Source organism: Bradyrhizobium lablabi (genome assembly GCF_900141755.1).
Taxonomy (GTDB): Bacteria; Pseudomonadota; Alphaproteobacteria; order Rhizobiales; family Xanthobacteraceae; genus Bradyrhizobium; species Bradyrhizobium lablabi_A.
On sequence record NZ_LT670844.1, the window covers coordinates 7,205,458 to 7,229,888 of the forward strand.

General features: G+C 61.2%; 19 protein-coding genes. 14 read left to right on the forward strand and 5 right to left on the reverse strand.

From position 1 onward, the window contains the following. Window positions 1-9: 9 nt before the first annotated feature. The 3 genes from fdh3B to B5526_RS33595 all read left to right on the forward strand — a co-directional run bounded on the left by fdh3B (window position 10) and on the right by B5526_RS33595 (window position 3,020). Window positions 10-612: a formate dehydrogenase FDH3 subunit beta gene (fdh3B, locus tag B5526_RS33585; protein ID WP_079543967.1), complete on the forward strand. Its 603-nt coding sequence runs from the start codon at window positions 10-12 to the stop codon at window positions 610-612. Between the two features lie 45 nt (window positions 613-657). Then, the gene (locus tag B5526_RS33590) at window positions 658-1,668 is read left to right on the forward strand and encodes a formate dehydrogenase subunit gamma (RefSeq protein ID WP_079545798.1); all 1,011 of its coding nucleotides are present in this window, start codon (window positions 658-660) and stop codon (window positions 1,666-1,668) included. A 134-nt stretch (window positions 1,669-1,802) separates the two neighbouring features. Then, the gene (locus B5526_RS33595) at window positions 1,803-3,020 is read left to right on the forward strand and encodes an oxalate decarboxylase family bicupin (protein WP_079543968.1); all 1,218 of its coding nucleotides are present in this window, start codon (window positions 1,803-1,805) and stop codon (window positions 3,018-3,020) included. A 43-nt stretch (window positions 3,021-3,063) separates the two neighbouring features. On the opposite strand, the gene B5526_RS33600 is transcribed toward B5526_RS33595, so the two are convergent. Continuing rightward, window positions 3,064-5,052: a 4Fe-4S binding protein gene (locus tag B5526_RS33600; RefSeq protein WP_079545800.1), complete on the reverse strand. Its 1,989-nt coding sequence runs from the start codon at window positions 5,050-5,052 to the stop codon at window positions 3,064-3,066. Window positions 5,053-5,312: 260 nt separating this feature from the next. Here B5526_RS33600 and B5526_RS33605 point away from each other — a divergent pair, with 260 nt between their 5' ends. The 7 genes from B5526_RS33605 (at window position 5,313) to B5526_RS33630 (ending at window position 9,186) form a co-directional block, all read left to right on the forward strand. Beyond that, on the forward strand, window positions 5,313-5,852 hold the full coding sequence (locus B5526_RS33605) for a DUF6505 family protein (protein WP_244562128.1): 540 nt from the start codon (window positions 5,313-5,315) through the stop codon (window positions 5,850-5,852). Beyond that, window positions 5,849-6,862 carry a DUF6352 family protein gene (locus tag B5526_RS33610; protein WP_244562129.1) on the forward strand — a complete coding sequence of 338 codons (1,014 nt, stop codon included), beginning with the start codon at window positions 5,849-5,851 and terminating at the stop codon, window positions 6,860-6,862. Before B5526_RS33605 ends, B5526_RS33610 begins: the two co-directional genes overlap by 4 nt. Continuing rightward, complete coding sequence (locus tag B5526_RS33615) at window positions 6,859-7,362, forward strand: DUF3305 domain-containing protein (protein WP_079543970.1); 504 nt, start codon at window positions 6,859-6,861, stop codon at window positions 7,360-7,362. Before B5526_RS33610 ends, B5526_RS33615 begins: the two co-directional genes overlap by 4 nt. Before the next feature lie 35 nt (window positions 7,363-7,397). Next, window positions 7,398-7,985 carry a DUF3306 domain-containing protein gene (locus B5526_RS33620; RefSeq protein WP_244562130.1) on the forward strand — a complete coding sequence of 196 codons (588 nt, stop codon included), beginning with the start codon at window positions 7,398-7,400 and terminating at the stop codon, window positions 7,983-7,985. A 51-nt stretch (window positions 7,986-8,036) separates the two neighbouring features. Further along, on the forward strand, window positions 8,037-8,654 hold the full coding sequence (locus B5526_RS33625) for a TorD/DmsD family molecular chaperone (RefSeq protein WP_079543972.1): 618 nt from the start codon (window positions 8,037-8,039) through the stop codon (window positions 8,652-8,654). Between the two features lie 66 nt (window positions 8,655-8,720). Beyond that, the gene (locus B5526_RS39540) at window positions 8,721-8,846 is read left to right on the forward strand and encodes a hypothetical protein (protein WP_283807583.1); all 126 of its coding nucleotides are present in this window, start codon (window positions 8,721-8,723) and stop codon (window positions 8,844-8,846) included. A 133-nt stretch (window positions 8,847-8,979) separates the two neighbouring features. Continuing rightward, complete coding sequence (locus B5526_RS33630; RefSeq protein WP_079543973.1) at window positions 8,980-9,186, forward strand: hypothetical protein; 207 nt, start codon at window positions 8,980-8,982, stop codon at window positions 9,184-9,186. Between the two features lie 52 nt (window positions 9,187-9,238). Here B5526_RS33630 and B5526_RS33635 read toward each other — a convergent pair whose 3' ends face one another. From B5526_RS33635 to hemA, 4 genes are all read right to left on the reverse strand, one after another. Then, a complete protein-coding gene (locus B5526_RS33635) occupies window positions 9,239-9,598 on the reverse strand; it encodes a carboxymuconolactone decarboxylase family protein (RefSeq protein ID WP_197688390.1) in 360 nt (119 codons plus the stop codon). Window positions 9,599-9,725: 127 nt separating this feature from the next. Further along, window positions 9,726-11,183 carry a catalase gene (locus B5526_RS33640; RefSeq protein WP_079545806.1) on the reverse strand — a complete coding sequence of 486 codons (1,458 nt, stop codon included), beginning with the start codon at window positions 11,181-11,183 and terminating at the stop codon, window positions 9,726-9,728. A 135-nt stretch (window positions 11,184-11,318) separates the two neighbouring features. Next, window positions 11,319-11,978 (reverse strand): HD domain-containing protein, encoded by a 660-nt coding sequence (locus tag B5526_RS33645; RefSeq protein WP_079543974.1) that lies wholly within the window; start codon window positions 11,976-11,978, stop codon window positions 11,319-11,321. Window positions 11,979-12,026: 48 nt separating this feature from the next. Next, window positions 12,027-13,382: a 5-aminolevulinate synthase gene (gene hemA / locus B5526_RS33650; protein ID WP_079543975.1), complete on the reverse strand. Its 1,356-nt coding sequence runs from the start codon at window positions 13,380-13,382 to the stop codon at window positions 12,027-12,029. A 795-nt stretch (window positions 13,383-14,177) separates the two neighbouring features. Between hemA and B5526_RS33660 the strand changes: the two genes are divergently transcribed. From B5526_RS33660 to B5526_RS33675, 4 genes are all read left to right on the forward strand, one after another. Continuing rightward, the gene (locus B5526_RS33660) at window positions 14,178-16,982 is read left to right on the forward strand and encodes a PAS domain-containing protein (protein WP_079543977.1); all 2,805 of its coding nucleotides are present in this window, start codon (window positions 14,178-14,180) and stop codon (window positions 16,980-16,982) included. Between the two features lie 678 nt (window positions 16,983-17,660). Beyond that, window positions 17,661-23,087 carry a trifunctional serine/threonine-protein kinase/ATP-binding protein/sensor histidine kinase gene (locus B5526_RS33665; RefSeq protein ID WP_079545809.1) on the forward strand — a complete coding sequence of 1,809 codons (5,427 nt, stop codon included), beginning with the start codon at window positions 17,661-17,663 and terminating at the stop codon, window positions 23,085-23,087. Further along, window positions 23,084-23,758: a response regulator transcription factor gene (locus B5526_RS33670; RefSeq protein ID WP_079543978.1), complete on the forward strand. Its 675-nt coding sequence runs from the start codon at window positions 23,084-23,086 to the stop codon at window positions 23,756-23,758. The genes B5526_RS33665 and B5526_RS33670 overlap by 4 nt, the downstream gene beginning before the upstream one ends. Window positions 23,759-23,850: 92 nt before the next feature. After that, window positions 23,851-24,240: a response regulator transcription factor gene (locus B5526_RS33675; protein WP_079545812.1), complete on the forward strand. Its 390-nt coding sequence runs from the start codon at window positions 23,851-23,853 to the stop codon at window positions 24,238-24,240. Window positions 24,241-24,431 lie beyond the last annotated feature (191 nt).

A 24,431-nucleotide genomic window follows, 5' to 3' on the forward strand; every position in this document is an offset into this window, starting at 1 on the left:
GCGGAACCAATGGCCCGTATGAAATTCCTTTGCGACGCGGACCGCTGCATCGACTGCAACGCCTGCGTCACCGCTTGCAAGAACGAGAACGAGGTGCCCTGGGGCATCAACCGCCGGCGTGTCGTCACCATCAATGACGGCAAGCCCGGCGAGCGCTCGGTATCGATGGCCTGCATGCATTGCACCGATCCCCCCTGTGCGGCGGTCTGCCCGGTCACCTGCATTTACCCGACTGAAGACGGTATCGTGCTGCATTCCAAGGATCTGTGCATCGGCTGCGGCTATTGCTTCTATGCATGCCCGTTCGGCGCGCCGCAGTACCCCAAGGTCGGCAATTTCGGTTCGCGCGGCAAGATGGACAAGTGCACCTATTGCGCCGGCGGCGGCGGGCCGGAGGCTCCCGGTAGCGCCGAGGAGTTCGAGAAATACGGCTCGGACCGTTTTGGCCAAGGTAAGTTGCCGCTATGTGCGGAGATGTGTTCCACCAAATCGCTGCTCGCGGGTGACGGCGATATCATCGCCCAGATCTACAAGGAACGAGTCCTCAAGCGCGGCTATGGCTCCGGTGCGTGGGGCTGGATGACGGCGTATCGCGAGGACGTCGAAGTCTGAGCAGGCAGACCTGATGGTCGCAACCCCAGGAGGAGGATGATCGTCATGATTTTTCTTGCACGCATTCGCCTCGCGATCCTGCTCGTGATGCTCCTCCTTGGCATAGCGGTGTTCGGCCCGGCGATCGCGCAGAAGCTCAATCCCGACGGCACCCCCAATCCCACCGCAAGCGTTACCAGCGAACGGGACCTTCTCAAGCAGTTCCCTCGCATCGAAGGGCGTATCGTCATTCCCGATCAAAAGGCCAGCGTGCTGATCCAGCCTGCCGGGCGGATGTGGCAGTATTTCCATGAGGTGCTGCTGCATTGGGGCGCTGCGATCGTGATCCTCGGCACCGTCGCTCTGCTCGGCCTCGCCTATCTGATGATCGGACGGGTCCGAATTGCCGAAGGACGCTCGGGAAAGAAAATCCTTCGCTTCAAAGCCTTCGAGCGTTTTTCGCATTGGCTGACCGCCGTTTCATTCGTCGTTCTCGGCCTGACCGGATTGAATATCACCTTCGGCAAAATCTTGCTCTTGCCGGCTGTCGGCCCGGATGCGTTTTCGGAAATCTCGGAGGCGGCAAAATACGTCCACAACTTCACCAGCTTCTCGTTCATGGTCGGCCTCATCTTGATCACCGTGATCTTCTTCCGCGACAACATTTTCGGCAGGGTCGATCTTGAATGGCTCAAGCAAGGCGGCGGCTTCATTAAAAACAAACACGCGCCCGCCGGACGCTTTAACCTCGGGGAAAAGCTTGTCTATTGGTTTTCCCTTGCAGCTGGTGTTGCCGTTTCCGTGTCAGGCGTTGTGCTGCTGTTTCCCTTCTATGGAACTAACATTGCCGACATGCAGATCGCGCAGGTCGTGCACGCCGTCGTGGCCGTTCTGTTCGTCGCCTTGATTCTTGGCCACATCTATATCGGCACGCTCGGCATGGAGGGTGCGTTCGAGGCCATGGGCACCGGCGAGGTCGATCTCAACTGGGCAAAAGAGCATCACGATCTCTGGCTTGCCCAACAACTCGCAAACCAAGACCGACAAGGACAACCTTCGGCGACGCCGGCAGAGTGAGCATCCTGACGAACTCAGTGGACGCTGAGCAGGCAAATGCCGGGCGGAGGAGCCGCGCGTATTCATCACGACGATAATTTGTCTGCGCAGTACTGCGAAAATTTGCGGGGTGCCGATACTTAAGGGGTAAAATTATGGATGATGTCACGCGACGTACATTGCTGACTGCGACCGCTGCCGGCGGATTTCTGGCGGCGGCTAACGCCGGCGCGCAGACCAATGAACCGGTCCCGCAGCGGCCCGGGCACGGCGGCACCGATCCCGGTCCGCGCAACCTCGCACGCGACCGGCAGAATCCCGATCTGCTGGTGCCGCCCTCGACCGATCACGGCACGCTGCCCAATTTGCGTTTCTCCTTCTCCGACGCGCACATGCGGCTGGAGTCCGGCGGCTGGACCCGTCAGGTCACCGTGCGGGAGCTCGGTGTTTCCAAGGATATCGCCGGCGTGAACATGCGCCTGAATGCCGGCGGCGTTCGCGAGCTGCATTGGCACAAGGCCGCCGAATGGGCCTACATGTTGTATGGCAGCGCCCGCATTACGGCGATCGACGCTCAGGGACACAACTTTGCCGATGACGTCGGTGTCGGCGATCTCTGGTATTTCGCGTCGGGCGTTCCGCATTCGATCCAGGGTCTTGGTCCGGACGGCTGCGAATTTCTCCTGGTGTTCGATGACGGCGATTTCGACGAGGACAATACCTTCCTGTTGAGCGACTGGTTCAAGCACACACCGAACGAGGTACTCGCCAAGAATTTCGGTGTTGCCGGCTCGTCCTTCGAGCATGTTCCCGATCCAAGCGAGCTCTATATTTTCGCCGCCGCCGTACCCGGGCCGCTCGACTCCGACAAGATTGCCGGAACGATCCCGGTATCGCCGACCTTGAGCCACAAAATGCTGGCGCAGCAGCCGATCAAGACCAAGAGCGGCACGGTGCGGATCACGGACACCAGCGTATTCCCGGCTTCCAAGACGATCTCCGCCGCGCTGGTCGAGGTCCAGCCCGGCGGGATGCGCGAGCTGCACTGGCATCCCAACAGCAATGAATGGCAGTATTACATTGAAGGGCAGGCGCGCATGGGCGTGTTCGCGGCATCCGGCCAGGCGCGGACCTTCGATTTTCAGGCCGGCGACGTCGGCTTCGTGCCCTTTGCCATGGGGCACTATGTCGAGAACACCGGAACCACGCCGCTTCGCTTCCTGGAGGTGTTCAAGAGCAGTTACTACGCGGACGTATCGCTCAATCAATGGCTTGCGCTGACGCCGCCTGAGCTCGTGAGGGCGCATCTGAAGCTGGATCCCCAGACCTTGGCTGCTCTCCACAAGGAGAAGTTTCCGGTTGTGCCGGCCTAATCTGCTTGGGCCGACGTCGCAGGAATAGCGGAACGCCGGCAATTCAACTCCTGTCGTTGCCGTTGCGTTTTTGCGCCTCCCGCTCGCGCAGATAATCATCGGTGGTACGGGCTGGCTGCTTCTGCACGCCGTAGGGATCGAAACCTTCCTCGCTAGCCGCAGCTACGCGGCAATCGTCGCACATCCTGATCACATCAAGGCGTCGGGATGAGCCGGTATACATCCAGTGCTTGCCTTCGAGCTTCGCCACCACGCGATCGATCGTGCTCTTCACGCCGAACGGCTTGCCGCAGCGGATGCAGCAAAACGGCGCCTCTTCCTTGAGGATTCGGGCAGGGGCCCTGGCGGCGTCAAAATCGAGCTGGGGTCTAAGGGAGATAACATTCTCCGGGCAGGTCGCCTGGCACAATCCGCACTGCACGCAGGCATCTTCGACAAAGCGAAGCATTGGTCTGTCGGGATCGTCGCGCAAGGCGCCCGTCGGACACGCCGAGACGCAGGCCAAACAAAGCGTACAGCCGCCGGCGTCGATCTCCACAGCGCCGAACGGCGCTCCTTCGGGAAGCGGAATGACGCCGACCGGGTCCGGTGCAGCGCGATGAAGCTCGCTCAGTGCAAAACGCAGCACGCTTCTTTTCCCTCCCAAGGGGCGGAAGCTCGCCGGACGCGGCGCCGGAGGCATCGATGGGATTGCCCGCAGCGCCTCGCCGAGAAGGTCCGGATCGTCGGTTTCGACGGTCGCGATCCGGCCGGCGCCGAAGCCGAGCCCGGTCAGAATCGGATCCGCCAGCGCTATCGTCCGCATCAAGCCGGCGACGTCGTGGCGGGGCCGCGCTCGAAGCAGCAACCGCATCGCCGATGCGCCATAGGCGAAGGCGGCGGCGACGCTCTCCAGGCCGACCTGCGTGATCTCGTTGACCGCAAACGGCAGCACATGGGCCGGCAATCCGTCGCCGAACCGCGCCAGCGCATCGATCAGCGGTGCGCCATGGGATTCATCATGCACCAGGACGATCGCCCGTTCTCCGCCGGCTTCACGATAGGCGATAAGCATCGCGCGCAGCTTGCGCATCAGCACGTCTTCTGAAGGCAGCGCGTACGACGCAGCACCCGTCGGACATGCAGCGGCGCACTGCCCGCAGCCCGCGCAAATGTTCGCGTCAATCGCCACGTGGTCGCCGTCAGGTGTGATAGCCGATGTAGGACAAAGATCGAGGCAGCGGGTGCAGCCGACCACTTGCGAACGTGAATGGGCACATAGCGAGGCGTCGTATGCGACGTAACGCGGCTTCTCGAAAGTGCCGGTAAGGTCGCGCGCTTTGAGGACTGCCCGTAGCATTGCAGCGGGGTCGCCCGGATCGGCACGCAGATAGCCGTCGCGCAAATCGGCTGCGGGGAAGAACGCCGTCCCGCCCGTCAGGTCGAGAATGATATCGCAGCTCGATCGCGTATCGTTACGCGATGGTCCAAACACCAACGCGCTGCGCGATGACGGCAACGGTTGCGCGAAATCGTCGACCGTGACCTCGAAAGCACCGAGATAGCCGGTGGCGCTTCTGACCTTTCCTTTCGCCACCGGAAAATCGGCTATTCGCGGAGGTACGATGGCTGCGGGCGGTTCAATCAATACGGTGACATCAAGGTAGTCCTTGAGAAGGTTGCCGGCCTCGACCGCCGTTTCGTCGCGGCCGCAGATGAGAATGACGCCGGCGCTCTCCAGTTTGACGAACGACGCAGGCGGCGTAGGCTCGGCCGCCATCGCAAGCAGCGCCGCCATTTTCGGTCCCGCCTGGGCAGCGTCGCCGGACCATCCCCCGGTCTCCCTTATATTGGCAAACTGGATCGGACTTGCTCGTCCACTTTCCGCTGCGACCTCGGAGAATAGTGACGCCTCCTGGGTGCATCCCACAGTGAGTGGCGCATCTGTCGCCGCGATCGCCCGGAACCGATCAAGTTCGGCGCGGCATAGTTGGGTCGCGGTCGTCGGTTCGCCACGGCAACCGCGGCGGACCGCATCTCGGTCCAGCGGCATCGTGTCGTCGCACGAGCAGATCAGGACTTGCCTGGTGGTATCAGCCATCGCTCTCACAATTTCTTGTAGCGGAAGCCCGTCTTCCGGATGCTGCGGCATGCTGGCCGGGATGCCCGGAGAAGTATATATTATTCCTCATGGAAAGTGCGATGCTGGCGTAGCCAACGGACATTCCGTCGCGTCCGCCATCGGGTGTGTTTGCGCTGAGAATGCCGTTCAGACGCCGGGTAGCGCGATCCGGTTGCGGGAGGGCCGAACAGGTGAAACTGCTGCGCACCATCCGGCTCGATCCGTCGGATTCATTCATATTTGAAAAGGCGGCAGAGCCCGGCGAATGGGCTGTGTCGGGCGCCTTTGCGTTCGCCCATTGCGATCCGGCAAATTTGCGGGGCAAGGCGCGCACGGCCTTTCGCGCCGGCTTTTTGGGATTGGAGTCGCTTGGCTGTTCGACGCTGGCGCAGATTGTCGAAGCGAGCGAAAGCGATCGTGGCGCCGTTGTCGAGATGCTGGCGTCGCAACTCGTCGCGCATTTCGGCGCCCCCGATCTTGCCGCCGCGCGTCGGGCCGCAGAGGAGGAGACGAGCTTTGCGGCATCGCTGTGCGACCATCCGCCGGGCGTTGTTGTCGCCGTGACCCGCAGTTACGACAAGGGAGTAATCCGCGAGACGTTCCGCACGCTGCGTCCACGCGACGGGGCCGGCCATGCGCCCGCTTTCGAATTTCTGGAGGTGCTCGGCGATGATGATGCGTCTAGTGAACATCTCGATCTCGGAAGACTGGAGAAGGGAGCGCATCGTTGAGTGCATCGCGCGACTTCTGGATGTCCTGCGGTCATCATTTGCTTGATCGCGACAACACGGGCAGGTTGCTTGTTACCGACGAATTCCTGAAGGCCTATCTGGCGCGTCCTGAGCTCGTGCCTCCGCCGGAGGCATGCGCGGCGGAACGACGGCTGCACCAGGCGATGTTGAGCGATCCACGGCGGTCGGTCGCGGCTGCGCAGGTTGCCGAGGTCGCCGACACCGACGCACGCGAAAATTGGGAGATGATGATTGCCTGGCGCGATCATCTGGTGAAGCACCGCACGCTGGAGGCCGCCTACCTCGAAATTATCAGGCGCAAGATCAAATTCCCCCATGTTCTTATCGGCCAGGCGATGCAAGCGATCTTGCGAAACGTATTGGATGATTGCGATGATGTTTTCGTGCTGCGGGCCGCCGAAATGCTCTTCCGTCCCCAGAAATTGATCATTGCGGAACGTTCCGTGGTCGCCGTCGACGAAGAGACGGAGGCGTCGCTCGATCGGCAGCCCCAATCGCCATTGGCTGCGTTGCTGGGATTGCCGGCGGTGACCGAATTCGACATGCTCAACGATGTAACCGTAGGCGGTTACTGGGAGCGCAGCGACCGCTTCGACATGGCGCTCGACCTGACTGCCGGTCAACGCGGTTTGGTCGCGCTTGGCGACGTCCTCACGCGCTGGCTGCGGCATTTGCTTGCAATCGATGTCGTGATCGAACCCCTGGCGGAACTCCGCAATACGCCATTGTCATGGTACGTAGGGCTGAGCTCCGATGCTACGCGCATCGGCGATGCCCTTTGGGATGGCGGCGATCTCGGCGATGCGATGCGGGCCCAGTTGGTTGGCCTGTTCCGGCTGACTTTCCGCAATCCGGAAGATATGATCGAAAAGGTCAGGGGGGAACCGGTCTATCTCTTGGCGGCCATGACGGCTGACGAGGTGTTGCGGTTGAAGCCGCAAAATCTCCTGACCGGCCTGCCGATCCGACACGAGGAGGCGGTGAATTGAGATCGACAGCGCTTGCGCATATTCCGGTTGGCGTCGTGGTCGAACGGCGCAAGGCCAAGAGCATGTGGGTCGATTATCTGTGGCGACCGGTCTCCGTGTTTGCCGGAAAACCGGCAGCCGCCCCTTGGACGGCGCTCGCTGCCGGGGCGGAAAGCTCGTTGTTCCTTGCGGGTGAGGCCGTGATCGAATTGCATCGGACCGAGACGACAAATTATCGCGCCAACCTCGCATCAGGCGCGCCGGCATTGTGGGTTGCCTTGCGTCCCATTGCTTCGGAGCGGCCCTATGAGATTCTCGCCGTAACGGCCGATCCGGCGGAAGGAGAAGCGTTTACCGACGCCGGCAGCAATCTGGTCGAAGCCGTACCCATGCCGCCCGACATCGTAGCAGCCGTCGATCAATTCGTCGCCCAGCATCATGTCGAGCGTCCCTTCGTCAAGCGTCAGCGCGATCAGCAGACCGCCTCCTCCCGGCGAGCGGGATGGGAGAACGAGGAATGACGGAGCCCGCTAATTTCCTCTTGCGCTGGGCGCGATTGAAGCGCGAGTCGGATGCCGGGCGGGCCGAACCAAGCGCGTCGCCTCAGACCGATGCGGCGGCCGACGAGGCCTTTGACCTGGCAAGTCTGCCATCGATTGAAGCCATCACCGCCGGCACGGACATCCGCGGATTTCTGCAAAGCTGCGTGCCTGCCGAATTGACGCGAGCGGCACTCCGTCAGGCCTGGGCGAGCGATCCGGCAATTCGCGACTTTATCGGCATCGCCGAAAACCAGTGGGATTTCAATGATCCGGATGCGCTGCCCGGTTTCGGTCCGCTGTCGGCTAAAGAGGGCGCACCGGCACTTCTGGCGCAAGCGCTTGGCACGCGCGACGAACCCGCTGAGATGGCCTCGGAAATGCCGATATCAACGGAGCAGTCGCTGTCGGCCACCACCGATCACAAGCCCGCCGTTTTCGATCAGACTGTTCAGCAAACGTTTGACGTCCCGGCGTCGAGCAGCGACGTTCGCAGTGTATCAAACGACGGGAGTGGAGGAGATAAGACCGCCGAGAGCGATCGTGTTACCGAACGAGGCGACCTTCCACGAATTCATCGTCACGGCAGTGCTTTGCCGCGCTAGTGTTGGATAGCTGCGGCCGGTTCGGTCGTCTCAATATGTCACAGGTCAAGAATGGAGCCTGCGCAAGAGTCTGGATCTCACATTTCTCCCGAGCGCGACGATGAGATCGATCGTGCTCGTGCGCAGGAGTATGCGCTGCTGGCGACCTTGCTTTCGCGCAGTCCCGATAGCCAAATGATTGAGCGGCTGGCCTTGCTGCGCGGCGACGCCAGCTCGCTCGGTGTCGCGCATGCCGCACTCGGTGAGGCCGCCAGGCGGACGAATGAAGACGATGTTGGGCGGGAATATTTTGATCTATTCATTGGCCTCGGGGGAGGGTTGCTGTTGCCGTATTCGTCCCATTATCTAACGGGCGCCCTCTACGGACGCCCGCTGGTGCGAGTGCGCGAGAACCTTCAGCTGCTGGGCATCGAAAAAGCGCCGGAGCGTTCGGAGCCGGAGGATCATGCCGCGCTGCTTTGCGAGATCATGGCGCGTCTTGTCGGCGGCGATATAACGGCTCCGTCAGGCGCTGATCGTGACTTCTTCGAACAGCATCTCAAGCCTTGGATAAGCCGCTTCTTTGTCGATCTCCAGCACGCCAGACCGGCGAAGTTTTACGCGTGCGTGGGCGCGGTCGGACGAACTTTCGTGGCACTCGAAACGGAGGCTTTTGCCCTCGCGCCTTGAGCAACTAATTTCGGACGGCCTTTGTCGATTGTCCGAACCGTTCTATTTGGAAACAGGAGAAATACGATGCGTGAGTTCATCGCGGTATGCCTGGTTGCCGGCACTATTGCTGTCGCGGCCGCCGCCGTCCTCGACAATTTCGTGCAGCAGCCTTCCTCGGTCGCGTTTGCGGAACCCAGCGCGAGGATCTAGTACCAGGATCAGTTTGGGTTCCCTGAACGGGCCTCGCGGATAAGTGATCCCGGCCGTGGCCCTCGCTGCACACCGCTTTGAACCTGTCCGCAGCTGCGCAGACACAATGATGGTTCAGAGACGGGAGCTTGCCATGATGCGTCTGACGATTTCTGCCATCGCGGTTGTAGCGCTGATGGGGGCTGCGGCCGCCATGCTGCCGCGATCGCCTTCGATCGAGCTGTCGGCCGCTGCCATGCCGCCACTGCAGGAACTCCATACCATGGCGGGCGTAAGTACGCTTCCGGTTCAGGACATCGAGGACCAATCGCTGGTTTTTCCGCCGGCGGCAAAACGTTAAGAGGGCTTCCCTCAGCCTGGAAAGCGCCGGACGAAGCTGCCGTGCGTTTGCCTCAGGTGTTGGGGCTGAGTTCGGCGGCGGCGTCGAACGCGTCGAGCGCGCGGGTAGAATAAACGACGGCCGCGCCGGCATTGACGGAGACTGCCACGCCCAGCACTTCGGCGAGTTCCTCCCTGGTCGCGCCCCGTTTGAGGGCCGCCGCGGTATGCACCGTGATGCAGCCGTCGCAGCGCAGGGTGATGGCGACCGCAAGCGCTATCAGTTCGCGAGCCTTTTCATCGAGATGGCCCGTCTTATGGCCTGCCCCGCTCAGGGTGGCGTAGCCTTTGACGACATCGGGGTTGAGTTTGCCGAACCCGCCAACCCCGGCGGTGAGCTGCTGCCGATATGTATTCCAATCCAGCATGTGCATGACGCTTCCCTCCGAGGCGATGCGCCGCCGATCTGGCGGGCAGTATGGTCGAGCAGGGCTTTGACGGGGAGCCGGGGCTCGATCGCCCGGCTCCTGCTAGTGATCATCGTGGATATGCCGGCGTGTCTTAATCGACCAACGCCGGCTGTTTGAGGCCGAGGGCCTTCGCCACCCCGGCCCCGTAGGCCGGATCGGCGCGCGTGCAATTGTCGACGTACCGCTGCTTGATGTGCAGCCTGGCGTCGCCCATCGCCCGCGCGGTGTTCTCGAACAGAACCTGCTGCTGGGCAGGCGTCATCTTCCGGAACAAATTGCCGGGCTGCTCCCAATGATCGTCGTCAACGCGGTGGTCAAAGTGCGCCGCGTCGCCCTCGATCGGCATCGGAGGTTCGGCGAAATCGGGCTGGTTATCCCAAAGTCCGGCGCTGTTGGGGTTGAAGGTGAGCGTCCCGCCCAGATTGCCGTCGGTCCGCATCTTGCCGTCGCGGTGATAGCTTTGGAACGGGCATTGGGGCGCGTTGACCGGGATATGGTTGAAGTTGATACCGAGCCGGTAGCGTTGCGTGTCGCCATAGGAGAACAGCCGCCCCTGGAGCATCTTGTCCGGCGAGAAGCCGATGCCGGGCACGATGTTGGCGGGCGAGAAGGCGGCCTGTTCCACTTCCGCGAAATAGTTGTCCGGGTAGCGGTTGAGCTCCATCACGCCAACCTCGATCAGCGGATACTCCGCCTTCGGCCAGACCTTGGTCACGTCGAAGGGATTGTGCCGATGAGTCTGCGCCTGGGCGTCAGTCATCACCTGAATGAAAAGCGTCCAGCGCGGAAAGTCGCCCGCCTCGATCGCGTTGAGCAGGTCGCGGCCGTTGCTTTCGCGATCCTTGGCGACGAGGGCCTCGGCCTCCGCGTCGGTGAGGTTCGCGATTCCCTGCTGGGTGCGGAAGTGGAACTTGACCCAGACACGTTCATTGGCGGCATTGAGCATCGAGAAGGTATGGCTGCCGAAAAGGTGCATGTTGCGGAAGCTCTTCGGGATGCCGCGATCGGACATGATGATGGTGACCTGATGCAGCGCCTCGGGGAGCAGCGACCAGAAATCCCAATTGTTGTCCGCGCTGCGCAGCCCGGTGCGCGGGTCGCGCTTGATGGCATGGTTGAGGTCCGAGAACCGCAGCGGGTCGCGGAAGAAGAAGACCGGCGTGTTGTTGCCGACGATGTCCCAGTTGCCCTCCTCGGTATAGAACTTGAGGGCGGTGCCGCGGATGTCGCGTTCCGCATCGGCCGCGCCGCGCTCGCCGGCTACCGTCGAGATGCGGGCGAACATCGGAGTTTTCTTGCCGATCTTGGAAAAGATTTTGGCCTTGGTGTAGCGAGTGATGTCGTGCGTCACCGTGAAGGTACCGTGGGCGCCCCAGCCTTTGGCGTGCATGCGCCGCTCCGGGATTACTTCCCGGTCGAAATGCGCCATCTTTTCGATCAGCCAGATATCCTGGAGCAGCGCCGGGCCGCGCCGACCGGCGGTCATGATGTTGGTGTTGTCAGCTACCGGCGCGCCGGTGGCATTAGTAAATCGCTTCGTTTTGGACATGGTGGGCTCCTGGGTTTTGGACATAGTGGACTCCTGAAATGCGAGACTTCGCGCGTCGCCGCCGGCCGATGCTGTCTGACCGATGCTTCCGAAAGCCTCAGCGCTTGAATTATCGATTGGAGGACGCGGAGAGGTTTACCCACGCCAGGCGGAAGCGCGGATCACGCTGCAGAAATTGACCCGGGTGAAGTGCGGGTCCTTATCCGCGAGTACGTCGGCGTTGACGTTGCCGAAGGTCGTCTCCGGCTTGTGCTTGTTGCCGTCGTAGAAGGCCTGGATGATGTCTTCTTTGAAACGCGCGCTACGCGGATGTGCATGCACCACCGCCTCGCGCTCCGCATCGCCGAATTCGGAATAAGCGAGACCAAGTACATCCATTTCGACGCCGGCCGTCACTAGAGCTACGACCGGGTGCATGTGCGGGGGGATGCCCGGCGTCGTGTGCAAGGCGATCGCGGTCCAGACAGTTTCAACGTCTTGTTGATGGACTCCGTGGCTTCGCAGGAAGTCACGGGCGGTATTTGCGCTGTCAACCTCGAAGCGTTCCTGCGTGCTGCTGTGCTGATGCGTCAAGCCCATGTCGTGGAACATCGCGCCTGCATAAAGCAGTTCGGGATCGAATCTTAATCCGCGACGCTTGCCTGCCAGGGCGCCCCAGTAGTACACGCGGCTCGAATGGTGAAACAGCAGCGGTGATTCGGTGTCCCGCACCAGCTCCGTTATTTCACGCGCGAGCTTGCTGTCGGGAATCCTGATTCCCGCGAGATCGACATTCGTCGCAAGACTGGTCGTCATTGTACGTTTCCTGATGATGGGTTGAATGGATATTTCGAGCGTTGAGGGTTACTGTGGCTCCACGGCCCGATCGCGCTGATCGATGCCAGGCGCGCTGTTTGGTGCATTGTTGAGCGACAGGCCCGCGAGAATCGAGCCTGATCCGCGCGGCGAGCGGCGAGGTGACGTCGGACGGATCGTGGGGCGGATGGATTTCGACGAGGTCGTGAGGCCGACCTCGGCCCAGACTTCCGCCAGCGCCTCGACCAGGTGCTCGATATCGGCGTCGCTGTGATACGGCGCCGGCGTGATCCGCAGCCGCTCGGTTCCGCGGGGCACGGTCGGATAATTGATAGGCTGGAGGTAGATGCCGTACCGACCGATGAGGGTGTCGCTGATCTGCCGGCACAGCACCGCATCGCCGACCATCACGGGCACGATGTGGCTTTCGTTGCGGAGATGGGGCACGCCGGCCTGGTCGAGCCGCAAACGGAGCCGTGCCACCCGATCCTGATGCCGTTCGCGTTCTACGGTGCTGGTCTTTAGATGACGAATGCTGGCCAACGCACCGGCCGCGATCACCGGAGGCAGCGAGGTGGTGAAGATGAAGCCCGGGGCGAAGCTGCGTATGAAGTCACAGATCGTAGCCGACGCAGCCACATAGCCGCCGATCACGCCGAACGCCTTTGCCAACGTGCCTTCGATGATAGTTAAGCGATGACTTACCCCTTCGCGGTCCGCGACGCCGCCGCCATTGGGGCCATAAAGGCCAACGCCATGCACTTCGTCCAGATAGGTCATGGCGTTGTGCGCGTCCGCGACGTCGCATAGCTCCGCGATCGGCGCAATATCGCCGTCCATGGAGTATACGGATTCGAAAGCCACCAGTTTTGGTGCGTGCGGATCAAGATCCGACAGTTTTCGCTCGAGGTCGCGCGGGTCGTTGTGAGCGAAGATGCGCGTCTGGGTGCGGCTATGCCGCATGCCCTCGATCATCGAAGCATGGTTCAGCTCATCCGACAGGATCGTGCAGCCGGGCATCCGGGATGCCAGCGTGCTGAGCGACGCCATATTGGAGACGTAACCGGAGGTGAACAGCAGGGCGGCTTGCTTGCCGTGCAGGTCGGCCAATTCGCGCTCAAGCAGAACATGATAGTGATTGGTGCCGGCAATGTTGCGAGTGCCGCCCGTGCCCGCGCCACAGCGATCGAGCGCCTCATGCATGGCCGCGAGGACGGCGGGGTGCTGTCCCATACCCAGGTAATCGTTGGAGCACCACACCGTGATCTCGCCCGTCCAGCTGGCGTGACGATGGGTGGCGCGGGGGAAGGCCCCCGCGTTACGCTCCAGATTGGAAAATATACGGTACCGTCCTTCGCGATGGAGTTCCTCAAGCTGCCGGCCGAAATGGGCTTCGTAGTTCATGTCATGCTCCGATCAGCGCTGAACGGCTGACGTCGTCGGTTCAAGGTCGCTCTCGATGCAACGGCGGTCAGGCGGCCTGAAGCTTGCGGAACCATCTGCGGTCGGCCTCCAGGCGACAACTGAAGCGATCGATGCACTTCTTTGAGCAGAGGGCTGTTTGGCAGGAGTAGTAACGGATGAGGCCAAAGCGTCTGCTGCAGATCGCGCAACGCTTCGCTGCGTCGTTTCGAAAACATCGCGGGTTGTTGTGCATTGCCGCCTCCTGTGGGAATCGCGTGGGTAGTGGTTCGTGAGCATCCATGGCTCGCCGTCGCACCTCGCACACACGTGAAGTGCGGCCTCGGGATCGTAGTGTTGCTCCAGGTCCCGCGGCTCATAGGGACATCGCTCGCAGAGTTTGACCCTCATGTACCGGCTCCCGACGCTCAAACGTCTTCGCTGTCATTCCAGATTGCAGCGAGAGTAAAGCGTTAGAGATCGATGCCTCAATTGTACGTAGGTAAGCATCCAGTATCGAAAGGGATCGGAAGGCTCATACGGAGGTTTGTGATGCGTGCCTTACACCCGGTTTTTGGGAACCGCGTCCACAGCCCGCGAGACGGCCGCAATCGAATTGCCGCGTATCCCCCGAAATGCTCTAATCGTGGCCATCGGAGAGGCCCGGGTGCTCGGTGAATGGTGGAGAACCAGACCACGAATTTCCGGAATGCGGCCATGCTGCTTTTCTTCGGCGGCGTCGGTACGGCTCGGTGGTGGTCAGCAGCCTGGTTACCCTGAGCGAGGCGAGCAAGGAGAATGACCAAACCTGTTAAAGCCGATCTCTCTCAACGACGGCAGAAGATGCCGACGGCGTTCTATTACGCATTGGCTGTCTTCTCGGTCGCGGTAGCGGTCATTGCTGCGGAAGCCATCACACGTTTGTTGAGCGCGGAGGCGATCGCATCGTCGATGCTTTGCGCCGTCATTTTCACAGCCTGGTTTGGCGGTTTCGGCCCGGCATTGTTGGCGATCACGCTCGCCGTCTTATCCTTTCATTATTACCTGGTGCCGCCAATCAACTCGTTTACGTGGAAGCATGATCTGTTTGGCGTGGGTATTTCGGAGGTGCCGCGGCTAATACTGTTTTCCATTGTATCGATCCTCATTGCATTCCTGATCTCGGCGCAGAGAAAAACCACGGAAAGCCTGCGGCGCTCTCGCGACGAGCTGCGAACAGCGATCGCGGATCAAAAGCGGATTGAAGCCGCGCTGCAAAACGCATTTGACGAGATCAAGAAATCCGAAGACCGCCTCCGAATCGTCATCGACACCATCCCGACGCTGGTGTGGCGCGCTGGGACCGACGGGGCCACCGAGTTCCTTAATCAACGATGCCTTGATTATACGGGTCTTTCGCTTGACGAGGCTCTGGAATGGGGGTGGGCCAGCGCCATTCATCCCGATGACAGCGCGGGCATCCTGGCGACGTGGCGTGCGATACGGACGTGGCGCACGCGAGGCGAAACCGAAGCGCGGCTTCGGCGATTCGACGGCGAATATCGTTGGTTTTTGTTCCGCATCGAGCCACTGCATGATGAGGCGGGCAATATCGTCGAGTGGTACGCGTCGGGCACCGACATCGAGGACCGCAAGCAGATCGAAAATGCCCTGCGTCAGAGCGAAGCGTATTTGGCTGAAGCCCAGCGATTGAGCCATACAAGCAGCTGGGCCTGGGATGTGCGCCTTCAGGAATTCGTGTTTCGCTCGGCGGAAGTATACCACCTGTTTGGGCTCGATCCTGAAAAGGACGCTGTGTCACCTCAGCCTTTCCTGGATCGTATTCTCCCCGAGGACAGGGACCGGGTTAGCGAGATGGCGCGGCGAGCCGTCCGAGAGAAGGCGGACCTCGAAGTCGATTTCCGCATAGCGCGTCCGGACGGTTCGGCAAGATACGTGCATTCGGTCGGACATCCCGTTGTCGGTGACGACGGTGAAGTGGTCGAACTCGTTGGGACGCACGTCGATGTCACCGAGCAGCACCTCGCAAAGGTCTCGCTGCAAGAGGCTTTTGACGAGATCAAGAAATCCGAAGATCGCCTCCGACTTGTCATCGACACCATCCCGACGCTGGTCTGGCGCGCCAGCCCGGAAGGGATCCCCGATTTCCTTAATCAACCAGCCCTCGTCTATACCGGCATCTCATCGGACCAGGCCGAAACCGGCTGGCCTCGCGCTTTTCATCCTGACGACATGAAGGGCATGTTGGTGAAGTGGGCCGCAATACGGGAATCAGGTATGCCCGGCGGGCTCGAAGCCCGGCTCCGCCGCTTCGACGGTGAATATCGCTGGTTTTTGTTCCAAGCCGTGCCGCTGCGCGATGAGGCGGGAAACATTGTCAAGTGGTACGGGTCGTCCACCGACATCGAAGACCGCAAGCGGGCGGAGGAGGCGCTTCGCGAGAGCGAGCAGCGCTTTCGTGATTATGCCGAAACGGCCTCCGATTGGTTCTGGGAGACCGGACCGGACCACCGCTTCATCCGTCTACGACAGCACATCGGTGCGACGGGCAGCGCGCGCTTTCCCCCAATTGGCTTGACTCGCTGGGATGCTGCAACCGATGTCGAATTGGAACCTGAAAAATGGCGAATTCATCGGGCGGCGCTTGACGCACGTCGGCCATTTCGCGATTTCGTATACAGCACCGGTGCAGACCGGGTTGGAGCGGCGAGATACGTCCAAACAAGCGGCAAGCCCATCTATGACGCAAGCGGCAATTTTCTCGGCTATCGCGGCACAGGCACCGATATCACGGCGACGATCCGCGCCGATCACGCCGAACACGCGCTGCACGAAGCGCAGGCAGAACTCGCACACGTTACACGCGTGACCACGCTGGGAGAACTGACGGCCTCCATCGCCCATGAAGTAAACCAACCGCTCGCCGCCGTCGTCGCCAACGCCGAAGCTTGTCTACGCTGGCTCGGCCGCGAGACACCCAACCTGGAAGCGGCGCGCCGCTCGGCGGAATGGATCATAAGCGATGGCAATCGGGCCAGCGACGTGATGCAACGCGTCCGGGCGCTCGCGAAAAAGTCGACCATTGAAAGGGTGCCGCTCAATATCAATGACCTCGTCAGGGAGACCGTCGCGCTGGTACAGCATGAGCTGATCAGCCACCAGGTGCTATTGCGAACGGAGTTGGCGTCCAATCTTCCCATGATCGAAGCCGATCGAGTCCATTTGCAGCAGGTTATTATCAATCTGGTGATGAACGGTATCGAAGCCATGCAGCCCGTCGCGGACCGGCTCCGCGAACTGGTGATACGCTCGCTCCAGGACGAAGCGCCACAGGTGCTGGTAAGTGTGGCGGATTGCGGGGTTGGGATTTCGGCCGAAAATGCGGATCGGTTGTTCAACGCCTTCTTCACGACCAAGCCGAGCGGCATGGGTATGGGACTCTCGATCTGCCGTTCGATCGTGGAGGCCCACGGTGGCCGACTGTGGTCCACCGGAAACCTGCCTCACGGCGCCACGTTTCATTTCACCCTGCCGGTGAGGGCAGACCTGGCGTCGGACCCTCGCGCCGTCGAGTTGCCGGCGGCGGACGCGTCGGGAAGCTAGAGCATGATCCGGAAAAGTGGGTACCGGTTTTCCGAAAAGATCATGCTCAAAACAAGAAGTTAGAGCGGGATGACGATTCGAAGAAAAGTCATCACGCTCTAGGCTGCCGGCCGGCCAGCGGCTGGCTGCGATGGAGTCAAGACGGCACCCGCCCTCGATACAGCCGCGGCAGTGATCGCATCGCTGCTACCTTGCGAAATATTGCTCGGGGCAAAGTCGCCAAAAAGGATAGCGGCCGTACTGATGACGGCCACAAGTGCGGTCACCACCACGGGTATCAAGTCGTCGCGCCGATCGTTTGCTTGAGTGCGCATGGCCGATCCTGCTGCTTCCTGGGCCTCAATATGGGTTTGCCGTCCGTTGCCCCCAGCATGCGATATCGGAGCACCGAACCGCACGGGAACTATGAGAGAGAGATATAGCAGCGGTGCATGGAACGGCCATTAAATTGGCTTTTAAGGCTTTAAATTCGGCTTGAAGCGGCAGCTTCAAAGGCTACCCATACGTTCGCCTTTTCGAGCGTCTGGTTTCGGATTGACGAACGCGAGTAAACGTAAACTAATCACTATGCTAAAGTAGCGCTCCCGGCAGGAGGTCCGCGTGAAGGAGCTCTCGAGCTACGTATTCTCGCCGCTGCGGGAGGGAGATCTTGCTCTCTATCGGGGCTCCGGCAATGGCATGTCGTCGATCCTGCTTGTCGCGGCGGAAGAAACGTCGTTCGGTTGCGTCGAGCGGCTTGAACACGAATATGAGCTGAAAGCCGAACTCAACGCTGACTGGGCGGCGCGACCGGTCGCGCTGACCCGCTACAACGACCGCCTGGGGCTGGTGCTTGAAGATCCCGGCGGGGCGCCGCTCGCTCGACTGCTCGGCCGGCCACTGGACGTATCGCGATTCCTGCGCATCGCTATCCCGCTCGTGGGAGCGCTTCGCCGGGTGCATGAGCAAGGCCTCATCCACAAGGACATCAAGCCGGAAAATATCCTCTTGGACGCGGCGAGCGGCGGCGTGCACCTGACAGGATTCGGCATCGCCTCGCGTTTGCCGCGCGAGCATCAAGCCCCTGAGCCGCCGGAGGTGATCGCGGGGACACTCGCTTACATGGCGCCGGAGCAAACCGGCAGGATGAACCGCTCGGTGGACTCCCGCAGCGATCTCTATGCGCTGGGTGTCACTTTTTATGAAATGTTGACGGGACAGCTTCCTTTCGTCGCCGCCGATCCGATGGAGTGGGTACATTGCCACATCGCGCGGCAACCGGTACCGCCCAACGAGCAGTTTGCCGGCGTCCCGGAGCCGCTCTCGGCTATCGTGATGAGGCTCCTCGCCAAGACCGCCGAGGAACGCTACCAGACAGCCGCTGGGGTTGAGGCCGATCTCCGGCGCTGCCTGGCGAAATGGGAGGCGGCCGGCGGCATCGAGCTTTTTCCGCTGGGCGCGCAGGATAGTTCAGATCGGCTGCTCATCCCGGAGAAGCTTTACGGCCGGGAGCGTGAGATAGATGCGCTGGTCGCGGCTTTCGACCGAATTGTGGCGCAAGGCACGACTGAACTCGTGCTTGTGTCCGGGTATTCCGGCATAGGCAAGTCCTCGGTGGTGAACGAGCTGCACAAGGCGCTCGTCCCTTCGCGTGGCCTGTTTGCCTCAGGCAAGTTCGACCAATACAAGCGCGACATCCCGTACTCCACCCTGGGCCAAGCCTTCCAGAGCCTTGTTCGCTCGCTCCTTACCCAAAGCGAGCGGGAGCTTGCACGGTGGCGGGATGCCTTGAGCGAGGCGCTGGGCCCAAACGGTCAGCTCATCGTCAACCTCGTTCCCGAGCTGGAGCTCGTGATCGGGAAACAACCACCGGTCGCGGACCTGCCGCCGCAAGACGCGCAGAACCGCTTCCAGATGGTGTTCCGGCGTTTCCTCGGGGTGTTCGCGCGCAAGGAGCATCCGCTCGCGCTGTTTCTCGATGATTTGCAATGGCTGGACGCAGCCACGCTCGACCTTCTCGAGCATCTGGTCACCCACCCGGAGGTGCGGCACCTGCTGTTGGTCGGCGCCTACCGCGACAACGAGATCGGTCCCTCTCATCCGCTTCTGCGAACGCTCGATGCTACCCGTAGAGCGGGGGCGTTGGTGCAGGAGATTGGTCTTGCGCCACTCGCCCGAGAGGACCTGGAGCGGCTCATTGCGGATACACTTGGCTGCACGTCGGACAATGCCGCTCCGCTGGCGCGACTGGTGCATGAGAAGACGGACGGCAATCCGTTTTTCGTCATTCAGTTCATTTCTACGCTGGCTGAAGAAGAGCTGCTCCGCTTCGACCATGACGCGGCGTGCTGGCGCTGGGAGCTCAATCGCCTTTACGCCAAGGGTTTCACGGACAATGTGGTTGACCTTATGGTCGGGAAGTTGACCCGCCTGCCGGTCGAGACCCAAGCTGCGCTGCAGCAGCTCGCCTGCCTCGGTAACCACCCAGATGTCACAATGCTTTCGATCGTCCTTGGGAAATCGAGCGACGAGGTGCGTTCGGATCTCTGGGACGCCGTTCGTCTGGAACTGGTCGAATATTTGGATGGCTCGTACAAGTTCATCCATGACCGAGTCCAGGAAGCCGCATATTCGCTCATGCCGGAACGGTTGCGCGCCGAGGCGCACTTGCGCATCGGAAGGCTGCTCGCGGGAAATACCCCGCCGGACAAGCGCGAGGAGGTCATCTTCGAGATCGTAAATCAGCTCAACCGCGGCGCCGTCTTGATCACCTCGCGGGACGAGTGTGAGCAACTCGCCGAATTCAACCTGCTCGCGGGTCAGCGCGCCAAGGCCACTACCGCCTACGCCTCGGCGCTCACCTATCTCACCGCAGGTGCGGCCCTGTTGGCGGAAGATTCGTGGGAGCATCGGCACCAGCTCAGCTTTGCGCTGGAGCTACACCGGGCCGAATGCGAGTTCCTCACCGGCGCGCTGGCGGAAGCGGAGCAGCGCCTGGCGGCGCTGTCAGGCCGTGCCGCGAATACGGTGGAACGAGCCAGGGTCGCATGCTTGCGCGTGGATCTGTACACGACCCTCGATCAGAGCAGCCGCGCCATTGCCGTCGGTCTCGACTACCTCCGGCATCTGGGCATCGATTGGTCGCCGCATCCGACAGAAGAGGAAGCGCGCCGCGAATACGAGCGGATCTGGTCGCAACTAGGCAGCCGTACGATCGAAGCCCTGATCGATCTGCCTTTGATGAGCGATCCGGCATCGCTGGCGACGCTGGACGTTCTGACCAAGATCGGGCCACCCGCATTCTATACGGATGCGAACCTTCTTGCCGTGGTCACCTGTCGCGCGATCAATCTCAGCCTCGAGCACGGCAACTGCGACGCTTCGTGCGTCAACTACGTGTACCTTGGCATCATCGCGGGCCCGCGTTTTGGCGACTATCAGGCGGCATACCGCTTCGGTCAACTCGGCTACGACCTGGTTGAAAGATGCGGGCTGACGCGTTTCCAAGCCAGGATCTATATGGATTTTGGCAATGTCGTTCTGCCCTGGACGAGACATGTCCGGCTTGGCCGTGATCTGGTGCGCCGCGCGCTCGAGGCGGCAAACAAGGCCGGCGACCTCACTTACGCCGCCTACTGCGGCAACGAATTGAACACCAACCTTCTCGCCGCGGGCGATCCGCTTGCCGAGGTGGAGCGCGAAGCCGAGCGCGGCCTCGCGTTCGCGCGGAAGGCGCGATTCGGCTTTGTTGTTGATACCATTGCCAGCCAGCTCGGGCTGATCCAGACACTGCGCGGCCTGACGCCTAAATTCGGCTGTTTTGATGATGAGCAGTTTGACGAGGCTCGGATCGAGCGCCGTTTTTCAGAAAATCCTGACCTCGCGTTTGTCGAGTGCTGGTACTGGGTCCGCAAGCTTCAGGCGCGATTCTTTGCCGGCGACTATGCTTCGGCCCTCGAGGCCTCCTTGCGGGCGCAACGGCTATTGTGGACATCGCCATCCTACTTCGAAAAGGCCGAATATGTGTTTTACAGCGCGCTGTCGCATGCCGCATCCAGCGACGCCGCGCCGGCAAACCAGCGGCGGCAGCATGTTGAGCAAATAGCGGCCCATCACGGGCAGCTCCAGCTCTGGGCGGTGAATTGCGCGGACAATTTCGAGAACCGCGCCGCGCTGGTCGGCGCTGAGATGGCCCGCATCGACGGCCGCGATGTCGATGCGATGCGCCTCTATGAGCAGGCCATCGGCTCGGCCCGTGCCAACGGCTTTGTTCACAACGAAGCGCTCGCCAACGAGCTCGCCGCGAGCTTCTACGCGTCGCGTGGCTTCGAGAAGATTGCCCGTGCGTATTTGCAGGACGCCCGCCATGGCTATCTGCGTTGGGGGGCCGACGGCAAGGTGCGACAACTCGAACAGCTTCATCCGCATCTTCGCGACGTACCAGTGCCTGTATCAGCCACCACTACCATTGGCGCGCCCGTCGAGCGGCTGGACGTCGGGACGGTGCTCAAGGCCGCGCAAGCGGTGTCCAGCGAAATCGTCCTCGGTGAGCTCATCAAGACGCTGCTGCGGATCGCGGTCGAACATGCCGGCGCCGGGCGTGGCCTGCTCATTCTGTTCGACGGCGAGGAGCCACGAATCGCGGCGGAAGCGACGACCGGCCGCGGCCAGGTTCAGGTCATGCTGCGCGAGACGGCCCCGTCAGCGGACGACCTCCCCGAATCCATGCTTCAATACGTGATCCGGACGCGGGAAAGCGTGATCTTAGATGACGCCTTGGCGCAGAATCCGTTCTCGGCGGATGAGCACATTTACCGAAAGCGCGCCCGGTCCATCCTCTGCCTGCCGCTGGTGAAGCAGTCCAAACTGATCGGGGTGCTCTATCTCGAGAACAACCTGGCGTCGCACGTATTCACGCCCACCCGGATTTTGGTGCTGGAACTGCTGGCGTCGCAAGCAGCGATTTCGCTGGAGAACGCCCGTCTTTATGACGATCTCCGCGAACGGGAGGCCCGGATTCGCCGCCTGGTCGATGCCAATATCATTGGGATCATGATATGGACGGTCGATGGCCGCATCCTGGAAGCAAATGAAGCGCTACTCGGGATGTTGAGCTATAGCCGTGAGGACCTCGTCTCGGGTGGGATAGGGTGGGCGGAACTGACACCCGCCGAGTGGGTCCCCGCCGACCAGGATGCGTTGGCCCAGATGAGTACGACCGGAAGCTGCAAGCCGTTTGAGAAGGAATATTTCCGCAAGGACGGTAGCCGCGTTCCCGTGCTGATCGCCGGCGCGCTGTTTGAGTGGAAACAGGACGAAGGGGTCGCCTTTGTCATCGACATGACCGACCGCAAGCAGGCCGAAGAGAAGCTGCGCGCCAGCGAACAGCGCCTGCTCGACGCCCTCATGGAGCTCGCTCACGTCAATCGCGTCACCACGATGGGGCAGCTTACCGCCTCTATCGCCCATGAAGTGAACCAGCCGCTCGCCGCCGTCGTTGCCAACGCGGAGGCTTGTTTGAGCTGGCTCGACCGCGAAACTCCCGATCTGGACGCAGCGCGCCGCTCAGTGAACTGGATTATCGACGACGGCAATCGGGCGAGCGAGGTGATCCGGCGCGTCCGGGCGCTGGCGAGAAAGAGCAACCTTGAGAAGGCGCCGCTCGACATCAATGGCGTCATTAGTGAGACCCTTGGGCTGGTGCAGCGCGAGTTGATCGGTCACCGGGTGTCGCTGCGGACGGAGTTGGCATCCGCGCTACCCGCGGTCCTGGGTGATCGGGTCCAGTTACAGCAGCTGATTACCAACCTGGTGATGAATGGCATCGAAGCAATGCAATCGGTCACCGATCGGCCGCGCGAACTGGTCGTCCGATCCCACCAGGACGAGACACAACAAGTGCTCGTAAGCGTGACGGATTGCGGCGTGGGGATCTCCGCCGGGAACGCGGACCGGCTATTTAACGCCTTCTTTACCACCAAATCGAGTGGCATGGGCATGGGATTAGCGATCTGCCGTTCGATCGTGGAAGCCCATGGTGGGCGACTATCGGCTTCCGGCAATGAAGGGCCGGGTGCAACCTTTCAATTCGTCCTGCCCTTGCATCATCACGAGGATGCGTCGTGACCGAGCGTCCCAAAACATCGCATGGACCTACGGGCGCCAAGGAACCGATCGTGTTCGTTATCGACGATGACGAATCGATGCGCAGGGCGCTCACCAATCTTTTTCAATCGGTGGGATTGCAGGTCGAGGCGTTCGGTTCGGCGCCGGAATTGCTGCAGAGAAAGCTTCCGGATGTTGCCAGTTGCCTGGTGCTCGACATCAGATTGCCGGGAGTGAGCGGGCTGGACTTCCAATCCGAATTAGCCAAGTCGAACATTCACATTCCGATCATCTTCATGACCGGCCATGGCGATATTCCGATGACCGTCAGGGCCATGAAGGGCGGAGCGGTCGATTTCCTGACCAAGCCGTTTCGCGATCAGGATATGCTCGATTCCGTGGTGGCGGCCATTGAACGGGACCGGAAGAGGCGCGAAGCCGATAAAATCGTCGCGAACCTGCAGGCGCTGTTTGAGACCCTGACCCCGCGGGAGCGGGACGTTTTGGCCTTGGTCGCTTCCGGCCTCATGAACAAGCAGGTAGCGGCGCAGCTGGGACTTGCCGAGATTACCGTTAAGATCCATCGGGGCCATATCATGAAGAAAATGGGCGCCAGATCGTTGGCCGATTTGGTCAGAATGGCCGAGACGCTCGGGGTTCATCGCCCCAAGCCCTCGGACCTGCAAACCTAAGTATATTTTACAATCTCGATTCCTAGCGACATCTTATGAACGGGCCGATGCGCTACCGCAAGCGCTCTGTTCCGGCGTTAGGAAGGACCGTCTTGTCAACGTTTTCGGTTATCTCCGTCATTGACGATGATGCATCTGTCCGTGCCGCGACGACCAATCTTCTGAACTCGCACGGCTATGTCGTCCACACATTTGCGTCGGCCGAGGAGTTCTTGCGGTCGACCCATCTGGATGACACGTCCTGTGTCGTTGCGGATGTCCAGATGCCGGGCATGAGCGGCGTGGACCTGCTAACCCACTTACGCAGCCAGGGTTACCTCGCGCCGTTCATTTTCATCACGGCCTTTCCCGAGGAAAGCGTCCGCGACCGGGCGCTGAAGGAGGGAGCGATTTGCTTCCTGGCCAAGCCCTTTGCGGGACCCAGCTTGATCAAGTGCCTCACTGCGGCGTTGAAGGGAGGTCGCGGCTGTACCGGCAGCTAAGATGGGTGCGCACCGGCGTCGCTTCGTGCACGCCTCCTGTAATCGCTTTTAGAGTGCTATCGCCTTCCATGGACGGCTTCTCCCGCTGCTAAACCAAGGTATAGGGCGCCCAAACCAACACGACATTGGAATCAACCTCCGTAGGATCGAGTCACTCGCCTTGATCGGATTAGGTTGGCATCGGGCGCCGG

Excerpts from the sequence above, each read along its gene's own strand:
- fdh3B (WP_079543967.1), top strand. The coding sequence starts at position 10 with ATGGCCCGTATGAAATTCCTTTGCGACGCGGACCGCTGCATCGACTGC.
- B5526_RS33590 (WP_079545798.1), top strand. The coding sequence starts at position 658 with ATGATTTTTCTTGCACGCATTCGCCTCGCGATCCTGCTCGTGATGCTC.
- B5526_RS33595 (WP_079543968.1), top strand. The coding sequence starts at position 1,803 with ATGGATGATGTCACGCGACGTACATTGCTGACTGCGACCGCTGCCGGC.
- B5526_RS33600 (WP_079545800.1), bottom strand. The coding sequence starts at position 5,052 with ATGCCGCTGGACCGAGATGCGGTCCGCCGCGGTTGCCGTGGCGAACCG.
- B5526_RS33625 (WP_079543972.1), top strand. The coding sequence starts at position 8,037 with ATGGAGCCTGCGCAAGAGTCTGGATCTCACATTTCTCCCGAGCGCGAC.
- B5526_RS39540 (WP_283807583.1), top strand. The coding sequence starts at position 8,721 with ATGCGTGAGTTCATCGCGGTATGCCTGGTTGCCGGCACTATTGCTGTC.
- B5526_RS33630 (WP_079543973.1), top strand. The coding sequence starts at position 8,980 with ATGATGCGTCTGACGATTTCTGCCATCGCGGTTGTAGCGCTGATGGGG.
- B5526_RS33635 (WP_197688390.1), bottom strand. The coding sequence starts at position 9,598 with ATGCACATGCTGGATTGGAATACATATCGGCAGCAGCTCACCGCCGGG.
- B5526_RS33640 (WP_079545806.1), bottom strand. The coding sequence starts at position 11,183 with ATGTCCAAAACGAAGCGATTTACTAATGCCACCGGCGCGCCGGTAGCT.
- B5526_RS33645 (WP_079543974.1), bottom strand. The coding sequence starts at position 11,978 with ATGACGACCAGTCTTGCGACGAATGTCGATCTCGCGGGAATCAGGATT.
- hemA (WP_079543975.1), bottom strand. The coding sequence starts at position 13,382 with ATGAACTACGAAGCCCATTTCGGCCGGCAGCTTGAGGAACTCCATCGC.
- B5526_RS33660 (WP_079543977.1), top strand. The coding sequence starts at position 14,178 with ATGACCAAACCTGTTAAAGCCGATCTCTCTCAACGACGGCAGAAGATG.
- B5526_RS33665 (WP_079545809.1), top strand. The coding sequence starts at position 17,661 with ATGTCGTCGATCCTGCTTGTCGCGGCGGAAGAAACGTCGTTCGGTTGC.